An 18641-nucleotide genomic window follows, 5' to 3' on the forward strand; every position below is an offset into this window, starting at 1 on the left:
TTTCTCTGAAAAATGTTACAATGAAATGACGAGTTAAAGGAGGAGAATATGGAGCACAAAGAGAAAGATTTTAGCCTATCTTGGTTTTTTAAATGGTTTTTAGATAACAAGGCCATTACAGTATTTTTAGTAACCCTTTTGATGGGGCTGAATATTTTTATACTGAGTAAAATCAGTTTTATTTTTAGTCCAGTCATTGAATTTTTGGGAGTAATTATGCTGCCGGTTATTTTAGCTGGTCTGCTTTATTATCTGTTAAATCCCATCGTCGACTGGATGGAAAAGCACAAGATTAATCGACTGGTTGCTATTACCATTGTCTTTGTTTTAATTGCTTTTTTGATTATCTGGGGCTTGGCTGTTGCTATTCCTAGCTTGCAGCATCAGGTCATGGCCTTTGTCAGAAATGTTCCAGCTTATCTAAAGCAGGCTGACAAGTTCATCGACGATGTTGTGACCAAGTATATTTCGGCAGATTTCAAGCCGCAGATTGAGGAATACACTAGCAATCTGTCTAGTCAGATTACCGATTGGGCCAGCAATTTTTCATCGCGGGCAGTTAATTGGGCGGGGAACTTGATTAGTACAACTTCGCAGATTGTCGTGGCTATTATCATCATGCCGTTTATCCTTTTTTACCTGCTGAGAGATGGGAAAAATCTGAAAGGCTATGTGACCCAGTTTCTGCCAACTAAATTCCGCGAATCCTTTGGTCAAGTGATGACGGATATCAACAGCCAGCTGGCCAACTATGTGCGCGGTCAGGTGACGGTCGCTATCATTGTAGCTCTGATGTTTATCGTTTTCTTCAAGATTATTGGTCTGCGCTATGGTGTCACTCTTGGAGTAATTGCGGGCGTTCTCAATCTGGTACCTTATTTGGGCAGCTTTTTGGCCATGCTTCCAGCTCTGGCAATCGGTTTGATTGCTGGCGGTCCAGTGATGCTGGCTAAAGTCATTGTCGTTTTCATCGTTGAGCAGACTATCGAGGGGCGTTTTGTTTCTCCTCTGGTCTTGGGCAGTCAGCTCAGTATTCATCCAATTACGATTTTATTCGTATTATTGACTTCTGGTACCATGTTTGGCATTTGGGGCGTTTTCCTGGGAATTCCCGCCTATGCTTCAGCAAAAGTAGCCATTGCAGCCATCTTTAAGTGGTATCAGAAAGTAAGTGGCCTCTACGAAGCCGATTTTGAACAAGAAGGAGAAATCAGTGAGCAAGAGTGAGCAAATGTTGGCAGCTTTACAGGAGCAGGACCTAGCTCTGGCTGATCGCTATTTCGAGCAAGCCCTGACTACAGACAGCGAAGAAGAATTATTGGATTTGGCCGATTACTTAGAGAGTATCGGCTTTTTCCCTCAGGCCAAGCGTATTTTTGAAAAGTTGGCTCCTGACTATCCGGCTTCTTATATCAGCTTGGCAGCTATTGCCAGTGATGATGGAGAGTTGGAGCAGGCTTTTGCCTATCTGGAGGAGATTCATCCAGGCAGTGACTGGTATGTGGCTGCTCTCTTGGCTAAGGCTGACCTCTATCAGCTAGAGGGGCTGCCTGATGTAGCTCGTGAAAAACTGGCTCAGGCAGCAGAGCTGACTGATGAGCCTTTGGTAACCTTTGGTCTGGCTGAGATAGATTTGGAGCTGGGGGATTTTTCTCAGGCGATTAAGGAATACGCCCAGCTGGACAATCGCTCAATCTTTGAGCAGACAGGTGTCTCAACCTATCAGCGGATTGGAGTCTGCTATGCCAGCCTTGGAAAATTTGCAGCGGCTATTGAGTTTTTGGAGAAAGCAGTTGAGCTGGAATACGATGATGCTGCTGTTTATGAGCTAGCAACTATATTAGCGGACCAGGAAGAATACCAGAAGGCCAATCTTTATTTTAAGCAACTGGATACTCTGTCACCGGATTTTGAAGGCTACGAATATGGTTATGCTTTGTCTCTTCATGCGGAACATCGGACGGATGAAGCTCTGACTCTTGCTCAGCAGGGCTTGGCTAAGAATCCTTTTGAGACTCGGCTCTTGCTTTTAGCCTCACAGCTTTCTTATGAACTTCATGATGAGAAAGCGGCTGAAAATTATCTCTTGCAGGCTCAGGAAGATGCGGATGATTTGGAAGAGATTGTCTTGCGACTGACTACTCTTTACTTGGAGCAGGAGCGTTATGAGGATATTTTAGAATTTGCAGAGCAAGAAGTCGATAATGCCTTGACTCGCTGGAATCTGGCGCGTGCTTATCAGGCTTTGGAAAATCTGGAAAAAGCAGAGGAACTCTATAATCAACTGGCTCGTGAATTGCATGATAATCCAGAGTTTCTAGAGCAGTATGTCTATCTTTTGCGAGAATTAGGCAGATTTGAAGAAGCTAAAAGGGCTGCTGCTTCTTACCTGAGATTGGTACCTGATGATGCTAGTATGCAGGAGCTTTATGAAAGTTTATAATAGCTGAAGAAGCACTCGCTCAGCCCTTTCCCGAGATTTATGGTATAATGATTGGCGTAGAAATTCAGTAAGCCAATGTAATAAAGATGAAAAAACTTAGCTGGATGGGCAATAATATTTTTAGAAGAGAAAGATTAAGGAAAAAGAATGGCAGAACCAATCAAATTATTTCAATATAATACTTTGGGAGCTTTGATGGCTGGTCTTTACGATGGCAGTATGACTGTTGGAGAGCTGCTTCAGTATGGAGATTTGGGCTTGGGAACGCTGGACTCTATTGATGGTGAGCTCATTGTTCTCAATGGTAAGGCTTATCAGGCAAAGGGCTCTGGAGAAGTGCCAGAAGTGGTTGAGGTGTCACCCGATATGACAGTGCCTTATGCGGCAGTGGTTCCTCATCAGGCTGAGGTCATTTTCCGTCAGCGCTTTGAGATGGATGACAAGGAGCTGGAAAAGCGGATTGAGTCTTACTATGATGGCGAAAATCTTTTCCGCTCTATCAAGATTCATGGCGATTTCGCCCGCATGCATGTTCGGATGATTCCCAAGTCTACGACGGAACGGAAGTTTGCAGAAGTAGCAGTCAACCAGCCTGAGTATCGTAAGGAAAATGTCACGGGCACCATCGTTGGTATCTGGACACCTGAGATTTTCCACGGGGTCAGTCTGGCAGGCTATCATCTGCATTTTGTATCGGATGATTTGACTTTTGGCGGTCACGTCATGGACTTTGTCATCAAGGAAGGTGTCGTCGAGTTGGGTGCTGTAGACCAGCTGGATCAGCGTTTCCCGGTACAAGATCGCAAGTATCTCTTTGCCAAGTTTAATATGGATGAGATGAAAGAAGATATGGAAAAGTCGGAATAAATAGTAGGGGTGAGCATTGTTTGCTTCCCTCTTTTTTGATATAATTGGAAAAAATAAAGGAGAAAAGAAGCTATGATTTATTTGGTAAACGCCAGCCCGAATAGGAATGGTAATAGTTTTAAGTTGGGGCACTTTTTTCTGCGGGATAGAGATTATGAGGCTCTTCAATTAGTGGACTACCACATTGAGCAATATGGCCAGTCAGCAGAAAACGACCAGTTCTTTCAAGTCTATGAGCAACTGAGTCAGGCTGATGTACTGGTCTTTACCAGTCCTATTTATTGGTGGTCTTTTTCAGGTCTGCTAAAAACTTTGTTGGACCGAGTAGCTGATGTGCATGAGCCGCAGGAAGTACTCAAGGGCAAAAAGGTGTTTTTCCTCCTGCAAGGTTCTCAGCCTAGCAAAGAAATTGAAATGCTGGACTACGTGATGAGTCGCTTTTGCCAGAACTGCGGACTCGAATATGAGGGGCTGGCAGTGACTAATCATAAGCTAAAAGAAATCGAAGGTTGGGAATTAACAGCCCTGCAGGAAAAATTAGATAAGGTTTTATCAGAAGGTTAAAAGTGAAAAGATTCGTTTGCGAGTCTTCTTTTTTTACTATAAAAATGGAGTCTTTTTTTTATGTGTCTATTTTTGGACACTATGCCCCTCAACTACAGTCATATCCATGGCTAACTAAATATAAATGTTGTATAATACCAATTGCTATTAAATATTAATATAGGAGATTCTATGGGAAAAGAATTATTTAACCCCCATTTAAACAAGTTTTCGATTCGAAAATTAAATGTCGGAGTTTGCTCGGTATTATTATCTACCGTTTTCCTTTTAGGTACTGCGGCTACAGTCAATGCAGATGAAACTGCCAGCGGATCTGTAGATGATAATATCTCACTGCCAGAAAAGCCGACGGACTCTGCTGTGAGTCAGCCAGTCAGTCAGCCTGCTCTTGAGAATACAGCAACATCTGCTGTTTCTGAAACAGCTAACTCAGAAGCAAGTGCTGATCAAAATCAGCTGGTAAGCCCAGTTGCAGCTCCAGAGCAAGCGACACCTGAAAAGCCACAAGAAGCTAATCAGACAGCTGAGACCTCTAATGAAGCTAGTCGGACGCGCTCTTACTCAGTGCAATATACGCCAAAACCAAGTTCTGCGGCTATGCCAAGGTCTGATCGTAATGGTCAGCCAATGGAGGCAGGAACATCATTCCGTACTGCAAGTCCTGCTGGTCAAGCTAGCTCTGCTATACAAGATGCAACACCTAATCCTACAGTTTCTAAACCAACACTGGAAGAATCAGTGAGGAAACGTTCTGATGAGTTGATGAAGCAGGTAAACTGGCTAGATTTTGGTGATACTAAATCATTGAGAAATCTAGATAAAGATGGCTCCTTTAAAGTTGGAACAGTATATGAAAAGGAGATTTCTCCGGGCTATGTGGTCAAACTGACTGTCACGGAATTGAAACCTTTCTATGCGACAGAGATCTATCGTGATCGAGTAAAGGGAACTGAGTACGAAAGCAGTTATGATCCCAATGCGAAAAATACTTGGCTTCAATATAACAATAGCAATAATTATGCTTATCAGTATTGGTATGGTGATGATTACCGTCCTAAAATTACTGGTGCTGCTCAGAATCAATATTCAGCTATTAAGTCAGAAGGAATTGATACCAAGGGGCGTAAGACTCAACTGCAGGTTCCTAAAGATGAAGCCAACTACGGTGTGAAGTTCAAAGTTGAAGCTAGATATCGTGGGAAACCTGTTAAAGCAACAGTTGTCATGGCTGATGGAGAAGAGGCAAACCCTGGTGAGTATGCTATCTTTACAACCAATGGTAAGGGTTGGGAACATTTGGCCGAGTGGAAGCGTACAGTTACAGACGCAAATGGTGTGACTACTGAGATTACAGAAACCTATAAGCCAATGAAGCCTACTACAGAAGGTCAATTTATTGGAGATGACGGTACTGGGGTTCATTGGCAGGCCTATGTCAGTCCTGACCAAAAGACTGGCGGACTGGGAAGTCAAGTATTTGGACCTAACATTTCTAGAAATAATACGATTCCACTTGTGATGACTCGTGGTGCTTCAGAGGTTGGTATTTACATAGCTTCTTCTGGTCAGCAGGCTGCGATGATTGGTTTTATGGCAATTGATGAAGGTGATGCACCGGATTCCTATGGAAAAGCTATCCATGCTATTTCAAGATACAATGCAGAAACTGGCGGTCAAAATCCACAGCCATTCTTGGGCCGTGTTGCGGCTGATATTGATACCACATCTGGAAACAACTGGAAGCATGACGACCAGAATGATTTAGCCGATGAAGGTATTAATCAGCTCTTGTCTGATGATTTAGTCGGGAAAACTAATGGTCTTTTTCCAGTAAACCGTCTGCACGACGGAGATTATTCTCTCCGCATCCATGCTTCAGCTAACGGATACGAAAAAGCCTATGTTCGCGCCTGGATTGACTTCAATAATAATGGTGTCTTCGATGAAGATGAAGCCAGTGAATTTACCGAAGTAACAACTGAGGGAGATTATACTGTCAACTTTAAGAAGAATCCAGCTATGACTAATCCTGAACTTAGCAAGCTGGGAATGCGGGTTCGTATCGCCTTGAACAAGGGAGATATTGAAAAGCCAACCGGAACTGCATTTAGTGGTGAGGTGGAAGATCTAGAAGTTGAACTGACTTATCCACCAAAAGGTGAGAAGAAGGAAAGTACTGGAATCCGTGATCAGAGACAGACAGCCAGTCTTCATTTTACTCCGCAGGGGATTGCTCAAAATACTGAAAATAAGAGAGTAGCGATTGATACTACTAAAGCTCCGATTGTATTGGATGCGAGAGGAAATGCCCTGACAGCTGATGCAGAAGGCTGGTATAACACTGCTGAAGGCCGTTATAAAGTAACAGCAAACGGTGCGGATGTAGATGTGGTATATGAGCCTAAGGCAGGTTTTGTCGGTACAGCTCAGGGGATTAACATCCGTCGTTTTGATACTAACGGGGCAAGTACGGATTGGATTGCCAAGAATCAGGCTGAAGCAGCCATCAATGACCAGCTCAACACCATGGATGGACGCTATGTACCAACCGTGCTCAATGTTCCTAAATATGAAACAACAGATGCTCAAGGACTAATGCAAGAAAAGACGCCTGTCTTTAATGATGGTGATGCTGGCAAAACTCCGGCAAATCCGACTGCAGCAAATCCTGTGAAATTTGTGAAAGCAGATGGAGCGACTACAGATGATACTAGAGTTCCAGCTTTATCAAATGGTCGGGAAGTCGGTCGTTTTGAAATCCAACCTGCAACAGGTAAGATTACTTTCAAACCAAACAAAAACTTTGTTGGTACTGTAGATCCTGTGTCTGTTCAAATGATTGATGGTAAAGGTATTCCGCATCAAGCTGTTTATCAGCCAAAGGTGACTCCTGTTAGACCGACTGCTCAAGGTGCCAGCAGTGAGGGCATTCAAGGTGCAGTTCAGACAGGGCAATTGACCTTCAATCCAGGCAATAATCGTGTGCCTATTGATAGCAAGAAGTTGCCAACCTTTGATAATGGCAGCCAGACTAAAACAGTTGATGGTGTCGGCACTTATCAGGTGGATAATCAAGGACTAGTTACCTTCACTCCACTACCGACTTATACTGGACGGCCAGCGGCAGAGACTATCAAGCGAGTAGATGTCAATGGAACAGAAGTAACAGCTACCTATCAGGCTGATGTAAAAGCAGCAGCACCAAGTGCGACGAATGCTGAAACCAGTGATATACAAGGTCAAGTTCAGCGAGGAAAAGTCAGCTTCACAGAAGGTTCTGCGCAAGTCAATGGTCAAAAACAAACGGTGGCCTTTCCAGCTGGCTCAACTCCGCTCTTTGACAATGGTTTGACTGTTAAAGAAGTGCCTACTGTTGGTAAGTTTGAAGTGGATGAGGATGGAAATGTAACTTTTACTCCAGAGAAACAATTTAAAGGCCTTACACCTGACATCAGGATTACTCGTACAGATAGGAATGGCAGCACAGCTACAGCTATCTACAAGGCGACAGTCACTGCTGTAACTCCAACAGGGACAAACATCACTAGCACTGGTAAACAAGGCCGTCCACAGACAGGTAAGCCAACCTTTGTCAGTGGCAACCCAGATGTACCACTGGATAATGATACTCCAGCGACTTTCGACGATGGAAGTAAGCGCAAGGTGGTTCCAAATGTCGGAATCTTTGAAGTGGCACCAGATGGATCTGTCACTTTCACACCAGACAAGCAATTTGTTGGCACACCAGATCCAGTTGTTGTTAAGCGAGTGGACAAAAATGGCACTCCTGTGACAGCTAAATATACGCCTACTGTTGAGAAAGTAACCCCAAGAGCAATAGGCGCTCAGACAAAAGGCCCTCAAGGTCAAGTTCAAAAAGGCAAGGTTACTTTTGAACCAGGAAGTCCGCAGGTCGGCTTCCCAGAAAACAGCACGCCAGTCTTTGATACCGGCACGAATGTGAAAGAAATTGCCAAAGTCGGTAAGTTCGAAGTAGACGGAGAGGGCAATGTCACTTTTACTCCAGTCAAAACGTTTGTCGGTAAGACGCCAGAAGTTGAACTCAGCCGTGCAGATGTCAATGGCACAGTAGCTAAGGCCAAATATCGTGCGACTGTGACCGCTGTGACTCCGACGGGAACTGGAGATCAGACAGAAGGTCCGCAAGGCCAAGTTCAAAAGGGCCGTGTAACTTTTAAAGCTGGCGATCCAAAAGTAGGATTCCCAGCCAACAGCACGCCAGTCTTTGATACAGGTACGAATGTAAAAGAAATTGCTAAAGTCGGTAAGTTTGAAGTAGATGGAGAGGGCAATGTCACCTTCACGCCAGACAAACAGTTCAAGGGTGAAACACCAGAAATTAGCATTTCTCGCAAAGATGCAAATGGTATTGCAGCGAAAGTCACTTATATCGCGACGGTTACATCAGTAACCCCAACGGGCACTAATGTAACTAGCACAGGTCCTCAAGGTCTTCCGCAAACAGGTACTCCAACTTTCCAAGGTGGTGATCCGCTAGTTCCGATTGATGAAGCAGTCACGCCAACCTTTGAAGATGGAAGCAAGGAAAAGACTATTTCAGGTCAGGGAACTTACACCATTGCACCAGATGGCACAGTGACCTTCACACCAGAGAAGCAGTTTGTAGGAAAGCCAGATTCAATTACTGTAAAACGTGTTGATAAGAACGGCACACCGGTTACTGCAACTTACAGCCCAGAATTCACCAGGGTTACTCCAACTGGTACTAATGTGACTAGCACTGGCCCACAAGGTCTTCCGCAAACTGGTACCCCAACTTTCCAAGGTGGTGATCCACTAGTTCCGATTGATGAAGCAGTAGAGCCAACTTTCGAAGATGGTAGCAAGGAAAAGGCTATACCAGGTCAGGGAACTTACACCATTGCTCCAGATGGCGCAGTGACCTTCACGCCGGAGAAGCAGTTTGTAGGCAAGTCAGATCCAATCACTGTAAAACGTGTCGATAAGAATGGTACACCAGTGACCGCGACTTACAGTCCAGAGTTCACCAAGGTAACTCCAACAGGTACTGGTGATAAGACAGAAGGATTGCAAGGTCAGGTTCAAGAAGGTCATGTTACCTTCACTCCAGGTCATGATTCTGTGCCGTTTCCAGCTGAAACAACTCCACTCTTCGATAACGGTTTGACTGTTAAAGAATTGCCAAATGTCGGTAAATTTGAAGTCGATGCGAATGGTAAGGTTATTTTCACGCCAGACAAGCAGTTTAAGGGAACCACTCCTGAGCTGACATTGATTCGAGCAGATGTGAATGGCACACCAGTTACAGTCAAATATCAAGCAGTAGTGAAAGAAGTGGTTCCAACGGGAACAAATATTACCAGCACTGGTGAGCAAGGCCGCCCACAAACAGGCAAGCCAAACTTCGTAAGCGGCACCCCGGGAGTACCACTGGATAATGACACTCCGGCTACTTTCGACGACGGAAGCAAGCGCAAGGTTGTTCCAAATGTCGGTATCTTTGAAGTGGCACCAGATGGTTCTGTAACCTTTACTCCAGATAAGCAATTTGTAGGCACACCAGTTCCAGTTGTTGTTAAGCGAGTGGACAAAAATGGCACTCCTGTGACAGCCAAGTATACGCCTACTGTTGAGAAAGTGACTCCAAGAGCGACAGGTACTCAGACAGAGGGACTTCAAGGCCAAGTTCAAAAAGGCAAGGTTACTTTTGAAGCCGGAAGTCCGCAAGTTGGTTTCCCAACCGACAGCACACCGGTCTTTGATACTGGCACGAACGTCAAAGAAATTTCCAAGGTCGGTAAGTTCGAGGTTGATACGGAGGGGAATGTTACCTTCACACCAGTTAAAACGTTTGTCGGTAAGACACCAGAAGTTGAACTCAGCCGTACAGATATCAACGGTACAGCAGCAAAAGCCAATTACCAAGCAACTGTGACAGCTGTTACTCCGACAGGTACTGGTGACAAGACAGAGGGCTTGCAAGGTCAGGTTCAAAAAGGTCAGGTCACCTTCACGCCAGGCCATGAATTAGTTCCATTCCCAGCAGGTTCGACTCCGCTTTTTGGTAACGGAAAAAATATTAAAGAAGTTCCGAATATCGGTAAGTTCGAAGTGGATGCAGATGGTATTGTGACCTTCACTCCAGACAAGCAGTTCAGGGGTGAAACACCAGAACTAGGAATTATTCGTGTGGATGCCAACGGCACCCCTGTTACAGTTAAGTACCAAGCGATAGTGAAAGAAGTAACTCCGACAGGTACCACCGTTACTAGTACCGGTCCACAAGGTATCCCTCAAACAGGAACTCCAACCTTCACAGGTGGTGATCCACTGGTTCCAATTGATGACTCAGTCGAGCCAAGCTTCGACGATGGCAGCAAGGAAAAGACTATTCCAGGTCAAGGAACGTACACCATCACTCCAGATGGCGTAGTGACCTTCACGCCAGACAAGCAATTTGTAGGCAAACCAGATCCAATCACTGTTAAACGTGTTGATAAGAACGGAACTCCAGTAACGGCAACCTACAGTCCAGAGTTTACTAAGGTAACTCCAACTGGCACCACAGCAACAAGCACAGGCCCTCAGGGTGTTCCACAAACTGGCATCCCAACCTTCACAGGTGGTGATCCACTAGTTCCGATTGATGAAGCAGTCAAGCCTACCTTCAAAGATGGCAGCAAGGAAAAGACTATTCCAGGTCAGGGAACTTACACCATCACACCAGATGGCACAGTGACCTTCACACCAGAGAAGCAGTTTGTAGGCAAACCAGATCCAATCACTGTGAAACGTGTTGATAAGAATGGCACTCCAGTAACGGCAACCTACAGTCCAGAGTTTACCAAGGTAACTCCAACAGGTACTGGCACTAAGACAGAAGGTCTGCAAGGTCAAGTCCAGGAAGGCAAAGTGACCTTTACGCCTGGTCATGACTCAGTTCCATTCCCAGCCGGTTCAACTCCGCTGTTTGATAATAATTCAACAGTTAAAGAAGTGCCGAATGTTGGTAAGTTCGAAGTGGATGCAGACGGTAAGGTAACCTTCACACCAGACAAACAATTCAAGGGTGAAACGCCAGAACTTGAATTGACTCGCACTGATGCTAATGGAACATCAGTAACCGTCAAGTATCAAGCGGTAGTGAAAGAGGTAACTCCAACAGCTACCACCTCAACCAGTACTGGCCCACAAGGCCGTCCACAAACGGGTAAACCAAATTTTGTCGGTGGCGACCCAGATGTACCACTGGATAATGACACTCCAGCGACTTTTGATGATGGAAGCAAACGCAAGGAAGTTCCAAATGTCGGTACCTTTGAAGTAGCACCAGATGGATCTGTCACCTTTACACCTGACAAGCAATTTGTAGGTACACCAGACCCGATAACTGTTAAGCGGGTAGATAAGAATGGTACACCAGTGACGGCTAAGTACACACCAACTGTTGAAAAAGTCACTCCAAGAGCCACAGGTGCTCAGACAGAGGGGCTTCAAGGCCAAGTTCAAAAAGGAAAAGTTACTTTTGAACCAGGAAGTCCTCAAGTTGGTTTCCCAGAGAACAGCAGACCAGTCTTTGACACTGGCACGAATGTGAAAGAAATTGCCAAAGTCGGTAAGTTCGAAGTGGACGGAGAGGGTAATGTCACCTTTACTCCAGTCAAAACCTTTGTAGGCAAAACTTCAGAAGTCGAACTCAGCCGTACAGATGTCAATGGAACAGTGGCTAAGGCCAACTATCAAGCGACTGTGACTGCTGTTACTCCGACAGGTACTGGCACCAAGACAGAAGGTCTGCAAGGCCAAGTCCAAGAAGGCAAAGTGACCTTCACCCCTGGTCACGATTCAGTTCCATTCCCTGCTGGTTCGACGCCGTTATTTGACAATGGCTCTTCTGTCAAAGAAGTACCGAATGTTGGTAAGTTTGAAGTGGACGCAGACGGTAAGGTGATCTTCACACCAGACAAGCAGTTTAAGGGTGAAATACCAGAACTTGAATTGACTCGTGTGGATGTCAATGGAACACCAGTAACTGTCAAATATCAAGCGGTAGTGAGGGAAGTCACTCCGACAGGTACCACCTCAACTAGCACTGGTAAACAAGGCCGTCCACAGACGGGTAAGCCAAACTTTGTCAGTGGCAATCCAGATGTACCAATGGATAATGATGCTCCAGCTACTTTTGATGATGGAAGCAAACGCAAGGAAGTTCCAAATATCGGTACTTTTGAAGTGGCACCAGATGGTTCTGTTACTTTCACACCGGACAAGCAATTTGTTGGCACACCAGACCCAGTTGTTGTTAAGCGGGTAGATAAGAATGGTACACCAGTGACGGCTAAGTACACACCTACTGTTGAGAAAGTGACCCCAATAGGAACTACCGCAACTAGCACTGGCCCACAAGGCCTTCCTCAAACGGGCACCCCAACCTTTGCAGGTGGTGATCCATTGGTTCCGATTGACGAAACAGTTGAGCCAAGCTTCGACGATGGTAGCAAGGAAAAGACCATTCCAGGTCAGGGAACTTACACCATTACTCCAGATGGCTCAGTGACCTTTACTCCAGACAAGCAGTTTGTAGGCAAACCTGATCCAATCACTGTTAAACGTGTGGATAAGAATGGTACTCCAGTAACTGCGACTTACAGTCCAGAGTTTACCAAGGTGACTCCAACAGGTACCGGCACTAAAACAGAAGGCTTGCAAGGCCAAGTTCAAGAAGGCAAAGTTACCTTCACTCCAGGCCATGATTCTGTTCCATTCCCAGCAGGTTCGACTCCGTTATTTGATAATGGTTCCACAGTTAAAGAAGTACCAAATATTGGAAAGTTTGAAGTGGACGCAGACGGCAAGGTTACTTTCACTCCAGACAAACAATTCAAGGGTGAAACGCCAGAACTTGAATTGACTCGCACTGATGTCAATGGTACCTCTGTTACAGTTAAGTACCAAGCGGTAGTCAAAGAGGTAACTCCAACAGGCACCACCGCAACGAGCACTGGCCCACAAGGTATCCCACAAACAGGCACTCCAACTTTCAAAGGTGCAGACCCACTAGTTCCGATCGATGAGACAGTTGAGCCAACCTTTGCAGATGGCAGCAAGCAGAAGATCATTCCAGGTCAAGGAACTTACATCATTACTCCGGATGGCGCAGTGACCTTTACTCCAGACAAGCAATTCGTAGGCAAACCAGATCCAATCACTGTGAAACGAGTAGATAAAAATGGCACACCAGTAACTGCGACATATAGCCCAGAGTTCACCAAGGTAATTCCGACAGGTACTGGCACTAAGACAGAAGGTCTGCAAGGTCAGGTTCAAAAAGGTCAGGTGACTTTCACGCCAGGACATAAATTAGTTCCATTCCCTGCTGGATCTACTCCACTCTTTGGTAACGGAAAGAATATTAAAGAAGTGCCAAATGTTGGTAAGTTCGAAGTGGATGCAGATAACAAGGTGACCTTCACTCCGATAAAACAATTCAAGGGTGAAACATCAGAACAGGGATTAATTCGTTTAGACGCTAACGGAACTCCTGTTATTGTCAAATATCAAGCGATAGTGAAAGCAGTAGTCCCAACTGGTAAAGATACCACATCTACAAATATCAAAGGTCATGTTCAAACCGGCAAACCTATCTTCGAAGCAGGTGATCCATTGGTTCCAATTGATGAGACGATTGCACCAAGTTTCGAAGACGGAAGCAAGGAAAAAACTATTCCGGGTCAGGGAACTTATACTATCGCACCAGATGGCACAGTCACTTTCACTCCAGATTCTGATTTCCTTGGTCAGGGAAGCGGTGTGACCCTTGTCCGTCGCGATAAGAATGGCACCACAGTTACAGCTCGTTATGTTCCTACCTTAGTTGCACCATCAACTAGCAAGGACAGTGTATCTAGCGGCCGCAAGGGCCAAGCTCAAACGGGCACGCCAACCTTTGAAGGGGCGATTGACCAGGCAGTAGCACCTACCTTTGCGGATGGCAGCACCGAAATGGTTGTCCCGGGAGAAGGAACTTATCGTTTCAATATGCTGGGGGCAGTGACTTTCGTACCGGAAGCAGACTTTGTCGGAACTACTCGCGGAGTCGTCGTGAAGCGTTCAGATATTTATGGCAATGCCGTGACGGCTACCTATACCCCAACTGTTTTGGGAAGTACTGCCACAGAAGATACCGGCAGCACCGGTCTCAAAGGCCAGCCGCAGACTGGTAAACCAATCTTTGAAGGCGACGTGGATCCAACTGTTCCTCCAACTTTCGAGGATGGCAGTACTGAAAAGGTTGTTCCAGGCCAAGGTACTTACACGATTGCGCCAGATGGCACTGTGACTTTTGTACCGGAAACGGGCTTTGTCGGTCAAGCTGACGGTGTGACAGTGATTCGCAAAGATCGTAATGGTCAGACGATTTCAGCGGTTTACGTTCCAACTGTGACAGAAAATCCTGTTCAGCCAGAGCGGACGATTACGCCTGCACCACCGTCTCTTTCCAAGAGTGAGGGTGCAAAATCCCTTCCTAAGACAGGTACAGAAGAAACCTCATACTTAGCTGCAAGCTTACTTGCGGGAGTATCAGGTTTGGGTCTGATTGGCTTAGAGAAGAGAAAGAAAAAGTCTGAAGACTAAGAGGTGAGAACTTAGCTTCTAACCGCTAAATCAAAATAGGAAAGATTCGTTTATGGATCTTTCCTATTTTTGTTAAAAATAGACTGTTTTCAACAAAGTGTCTAATTATAATGTTAGTTTCTTACAATTATAGTTATATATATGGATAACTAAAATAGAATAGTGTATAATAAAATCTGCAATTTAAATGATTATTTAGGAGATTATTATGGGAAAAGATTTATTTAATCCTCACCTGCGTAAGTTTTCGATTCGAAAACTGAACGTCGGTGTTTGTTCTGTGCTCTTATCGACCTTGCTTATTTTGGGAGCAGCTGCGCAGGTTAGCGCTGATGAGACTGTTTCTTCTGGGACTCAAAACGAGGTTTCTCAAACAGGTATAGCTGATTCCTCAGTAAATACTGCAGAGTCGGTAAATTCACCAGCTGAGGAAAGTAAGCCAGCCACTTTCGCGGCCCAAGCAGAAGATGCGTCTGCGGTAACGACTGTAAGGTCTGATTCAGTCGGCAAGTCAACAAGTGAGCAGCCGGGGGCAGAAACTACCTCTGCACCAGCTGTTGTTTCTGCAGAAGTTAAGTCTGAGGAGAACAACCAACCAGCTCCTGCTCAACCAGCAGCAGTCGCAGAGACTCCTCAGCCTAGTCGCTCTCGTCGGGTAAGACGGGATGCAGCACCTACTGGTCTGCGAGATGGTGACCCTAACAACACCATTGAGAAGCCTACTTTGGCTGATTCTGAAAAAAAGAACCCAACGGAGTTGATGAAGCAGATTAACTGGCTGGATCTTGGTGATAAAAGTGCCATCAGCAACTTAGATACGGACGATTCCTTTAAAGTTGGTACTGTTTATGAAAAAGAAATTTCACCAGGCTATCGTATCAAACTGACAGTGACGGAATTAAAACCCTTCCACTCAACAGAGATTTATCGTGACCGCGTCAAGGGTACTGCGTATGAAAACAGCTATGATCCGAATGCGAAAAACACTTGGTTCAGATATGTAAACGAAGACTATAAAAAGCAAGAAGCCGAAGGAGATTCAGCTAGACCGAAAATTATAGGAGCGGAACAGAATCAATGGACAGCCGTCCGAGACCAAGGGATTAACACCAATGGTCGAAAGACTCAATTACAAGTCCCTAAAAATGGTGCTAGCTACGGTATAAAATTCAAGGTAGAAGCGACTTACCTTGGAAAACCTGTAAAAGCAACGGTTATCATGTCAGATGGAGAAGAAGCCAACCCAGGGGAGTATGCTATCTTCACGACCAATGGCCAAGGATGGGAACACTTGGCAGAATGGAAACGTGTCCTGCCAGATGGTCGGGAAATTACCGAAACTTATGACCCAATGAACCCTAACAGATATGGTCAATATATAGGAGATAATGCGACTATACCTGTAATCGACTGGACTGCTTTTACTAATCCAGATCAAAAAACAGGAGGCTTAGGTTCTCAGGTCTTTGGTCCTAATACTTCTAAAGATCACACAGTTCCGATTGTGATGACACGAGGTGCTTTAGAAGTTGGAATTTATATTGCTTCTTCTGGTCAGCAAGCTGCTATGATTGGTTTTATGGTAGTTGACGAGGGGGATGCACCAGCTTCTTATGGAAATGCTGTTCATGCTATTTCTGGTTATGATGCCAATACAGGTGCAAGAACTCCTCAGCCATTCTTGGGTCGAGTTGAAGCTGATATTGATACTACTTCGGGTAATGACTGGAGACATGATGACGATACTGATCACGCAGACGAAGGGGTTGATCAGCTCTTGGCTTCAGATTTGACTGGTAAGACAAATAACCTTTTCCGAGTTAATCGTCTTCAAAATGGTGACTACTCAGTTCGCCTGCAAGCCTCTGCCAATGGCAATAGCAAGGCCTATGTCCGTGCTTGGATTGATTTCAATCAAAATGGCGTTTTTGATGAAAATGAGGCCAGCGAATTTACTGAAGTAACAACGGCTGGTGACTATACTGTTAATTTTAAGAATAATCCAGCGATGACCAATCCTGCAGTTAGCAAGCTGGGAATGCGGGTCCGCATTGCCCTGAATAAGGGAGATATTGAAAAACCTACGGGAACAGCCTTTAGTGGGGAAGTTGAAGACTTAGAAGTCATCTTGACCTATCTACCGAAGGGAGAAAAGAAAGAAAGTACGGGAATAATCGGCCAGCGTCAGAAAGCTACTCTTCAGTTTACACCTCAAGGTATTGATCAAAAAGATGAAAGCAAGAAAGCAGCTATTGATACAACTGTAGCACCTCTTGTTTTGGATAATGCTGGCAATACATTAACAGCAGATGGCGACGGTTGGTACAGTACTCCTGAGGGACGATATAAAGTAACAGCCAAGGGTGCAAATGTGGATGTGATATTTGAACCCAGCACTGGCTTTATCGGTACTACTCAAGGAATTAATATCCGCCGTGTTGATACTAATGGTGCAAGTACAGATTGGATTGCGAAGAATAATGGAGAACCTCTTATCAACGATAAGTTGAATAATATGGATGCCCGCTATATTCCGACTGTTTTGAATTTCACGGAACATCGTTCGACGGACGCACAAGGTTTACCTCAAGTGCAAGATATTGTCTTCAATGATGGCAATCCTGCTAAGGCACCTGCTCAACCATCTGCAACGAATCCTGTCTTTTTCTTGGATGCTGATGGCAATCGTATTGTTGGAACAAGCGTGAAGGCAACCTCGCAAGGCCAAGAAGTGGGAACCTTTGAGTTAGATCCAGCTACTGGGCGTGTGACTTTCACTCCAAATAAGTCATTTGTGGGAACGGTTGAACCTGTTAACCTACAATTGCATGATACCGATGGAACAGAGCACCGTGCAACCTATCAACCAACAGTAACGCGTGTTGTTCCAACAGCACAAGGAGCAAACTCTGAAGGTATTCAAGGTGCTGAACAATCCGGTAATTTGATTTTCACTCCAGGTGATAATCGTGTTCCAATTAATGAGGCAGTTGCTCCAACTTTTGATAACGGTCAAACAACTAAGGTTGTTCCGAATGTCGGGACTTATATGGTTGATAACGCAGGTCGTGTAACCTTCCAACCAGTTCCTAGCTACACTGGCCGTCCAAGTGCTGAATCCGTTAAACGTGTTGATATGAACGGGACTGAAGTAACCGCTGCTTATCAAGCTGAAGTTAAGGCCGCAACTCCAACAGGTCAAGATACACAGACTGTTGGGCTTCAAGGACAACTTCAAACTAGCCAGCTTAACTTTACTCCAGGTCAAGCAACTGTTAATAACCAAACACAAACAGTCCCATTAAACCCAGCAGGACCACAATTCGTTGTGGATGGGCAGGTTCAACAGGGTAATACCTTGGCAGTTAGCGACGCAAGTGGCAAGCTACAAGGAACTTACACTGTTCAAGCTAATGGAGATATTAGCTTCCAACCTGCTCCTGATTTCTACGGAACGCCTACTCCTGCACATCTTCGTGTAAGGGATAAGAACGGTTCTACTGCAGATGCAGTTTATTGGCCAAACGTTACGCAAGTAACTCCAACTAGCACTGATGCGACTAGCACTGGTCCTCAGGGTGTGCCACAAACTGGCACCCCAAGCTTCCAAGGTGGTAATTCACTGGTTCCAATCGATGAAACAGTTGAGCCAACTTTCGAAGGTGGAAGCAAGAAGAAATCCATTCCAGGTCAAGGAACATACACGATTGCCTCAGATGGGGCAGTGACCTTCACCCCAGAGAAGCAATTCGTAGGCAAGCCAGATCCAGTTACTGTGAAACGTGTAGATAAGAATGGAACTGAAGTAACCGCTACTTATACTCCGACAGTGACGAAAGTGACTCCAACTGGTACTAGTGCAACGAGCACAGGTCCTCAAGGTGTTCCACAAACTGGCATTCCAACCTTTGCGGGTGGTGATCTACTAGTTCCAATTGATGAAACAGTTGAGCCAACTTTCGGAGATGGAAGTAAGGAGAAGACTATTCCAGGTCAAGGAACATACACGATTGCTCCAGATGGCGCAGTGACCTTCACCCCAGAGAAGCAGTTTGTAGGGAAGCCAGATCCAGTTACTGTGAAACGTGTTGATAAGAACGGCACACCAGTGACTGCCACTTACAGTCCA

General features: G+C 45.2%; 6 protein-coding genes. All 6 read left to right on the forward strand.

Features of this window, described 5'->3' with window-relative positions; all coding sequences use genetic code 11:
* Positions 1 to 48: 48 nt before the first annotated feature.
* Entirely contained in the window at positions 49 to 1227 is a 1179-nt protein-coding gene (locus FKX92_RS11555; protein ID WP_002897803.1) for an AI-2E family transporter, read from the forward strand.
* Positions 1214 to 2443 carry a tetratricopeptide repeat protein gene (locus FKX92_RS11560; RefSeq protein ID WP_149566374.1) on the forward strand — a complete coding sequence of 410 codons (1230 nt, stop codon included), beginning with the start codon at positions 1214 to 1216 and terminating at the stop codon, positions 2441 to 2443. Before FKX92_RS11555 ends, FKX92_RS11560 begins: the two co-directional genes overlap by 14 nt.
* Before the next feature lie 147 nt (positions 2444 to 2590).
* On the forward strand, positions 2591 to 3310 hold the full coding sequence (budA, locus tag FKX92_RS11565) for an acetolactate decarboxylase (RefSeq protein ID WP_002921628.1): 720 nt from the start codon (positions 2591 to 2593) through the stop codon (positions 3308 to 3310).
* 72 nt (positions 3311 to 3382) lie between these two features.
* Positions 3383 to 3874, forward strand: a complete 492-nt coding sequence (locus tag FKX92_RS11570) for a flavodoxin family protein (RefSeq protein WP_149566375.1) — start codon at positions 3383 to 3385, stop codon at positions 3872 to 3874.
* A gap of 171 nt (positions 3875 to 4045) precedes the next feature.
* Positions 4046 to 14512: a CshA/CshB family fibrillar adhesin-related protein gene (locus tag FKX92_RS11575; RefSeq protein ID WP_149566376.1), complete on the forward strand. Its 10467-nt coding sequence runs from the start codon at positions 4046 to 4048 to the stop codon at positions 14510 to 14512.
* Positions 14513 to 14720: 208 nt separating this feature from the next.
* Positions 14721 to 18641, forward strand: a 3921-nt coding sequence (locus tag FKX92_RS11580) for a CshA/CshB family fibrillar adhesin-related protein (protein ID WP_149566377.1), incomplete at its 3' end; no start/stop codon positions are given.

It is taken from the genome of Streptococcus sanguinis (assembly GCF_008329445.1).
Taxonomy (GTDB): Bacteria; Bacillota; Bacilli; order Lactobacillales; family Streptococcaceae; genus Streptococcus; species Streptococcus sanguinis_O.

Excerpts from the sequence above, each read along its gene's own strand:
- FKX92_RS11555 (WP_002897803.1), top strand. The coding sequence starts at position 49 with ATGGAGCACAAAGAGAAAGATTTTAGCCTATCTTGGTTTTTTAAATGG.
- budA (WP_002921628.1), top strand. The coding sequence starts at position 2,591 with ATGGCAGAACCAATCAAATTATTTCAATATAATACTTTGGGAGCTTTG.
- FKX92_RS11570 (WP_149566375.1), top strand. The coding sequence starts at position 3,383 with ATGATTTATTTGGTAAACGCCAGCCCGAATAGGAATGGTAATAGTTTT.
- FKX92_RS11575 (WP_149566376.1), top strand. The coding sequence starts at position 4,046 with ATGGGAAAAGAATTATTTAACCCCCATTTAAACAAGTTTTCGATTCGA.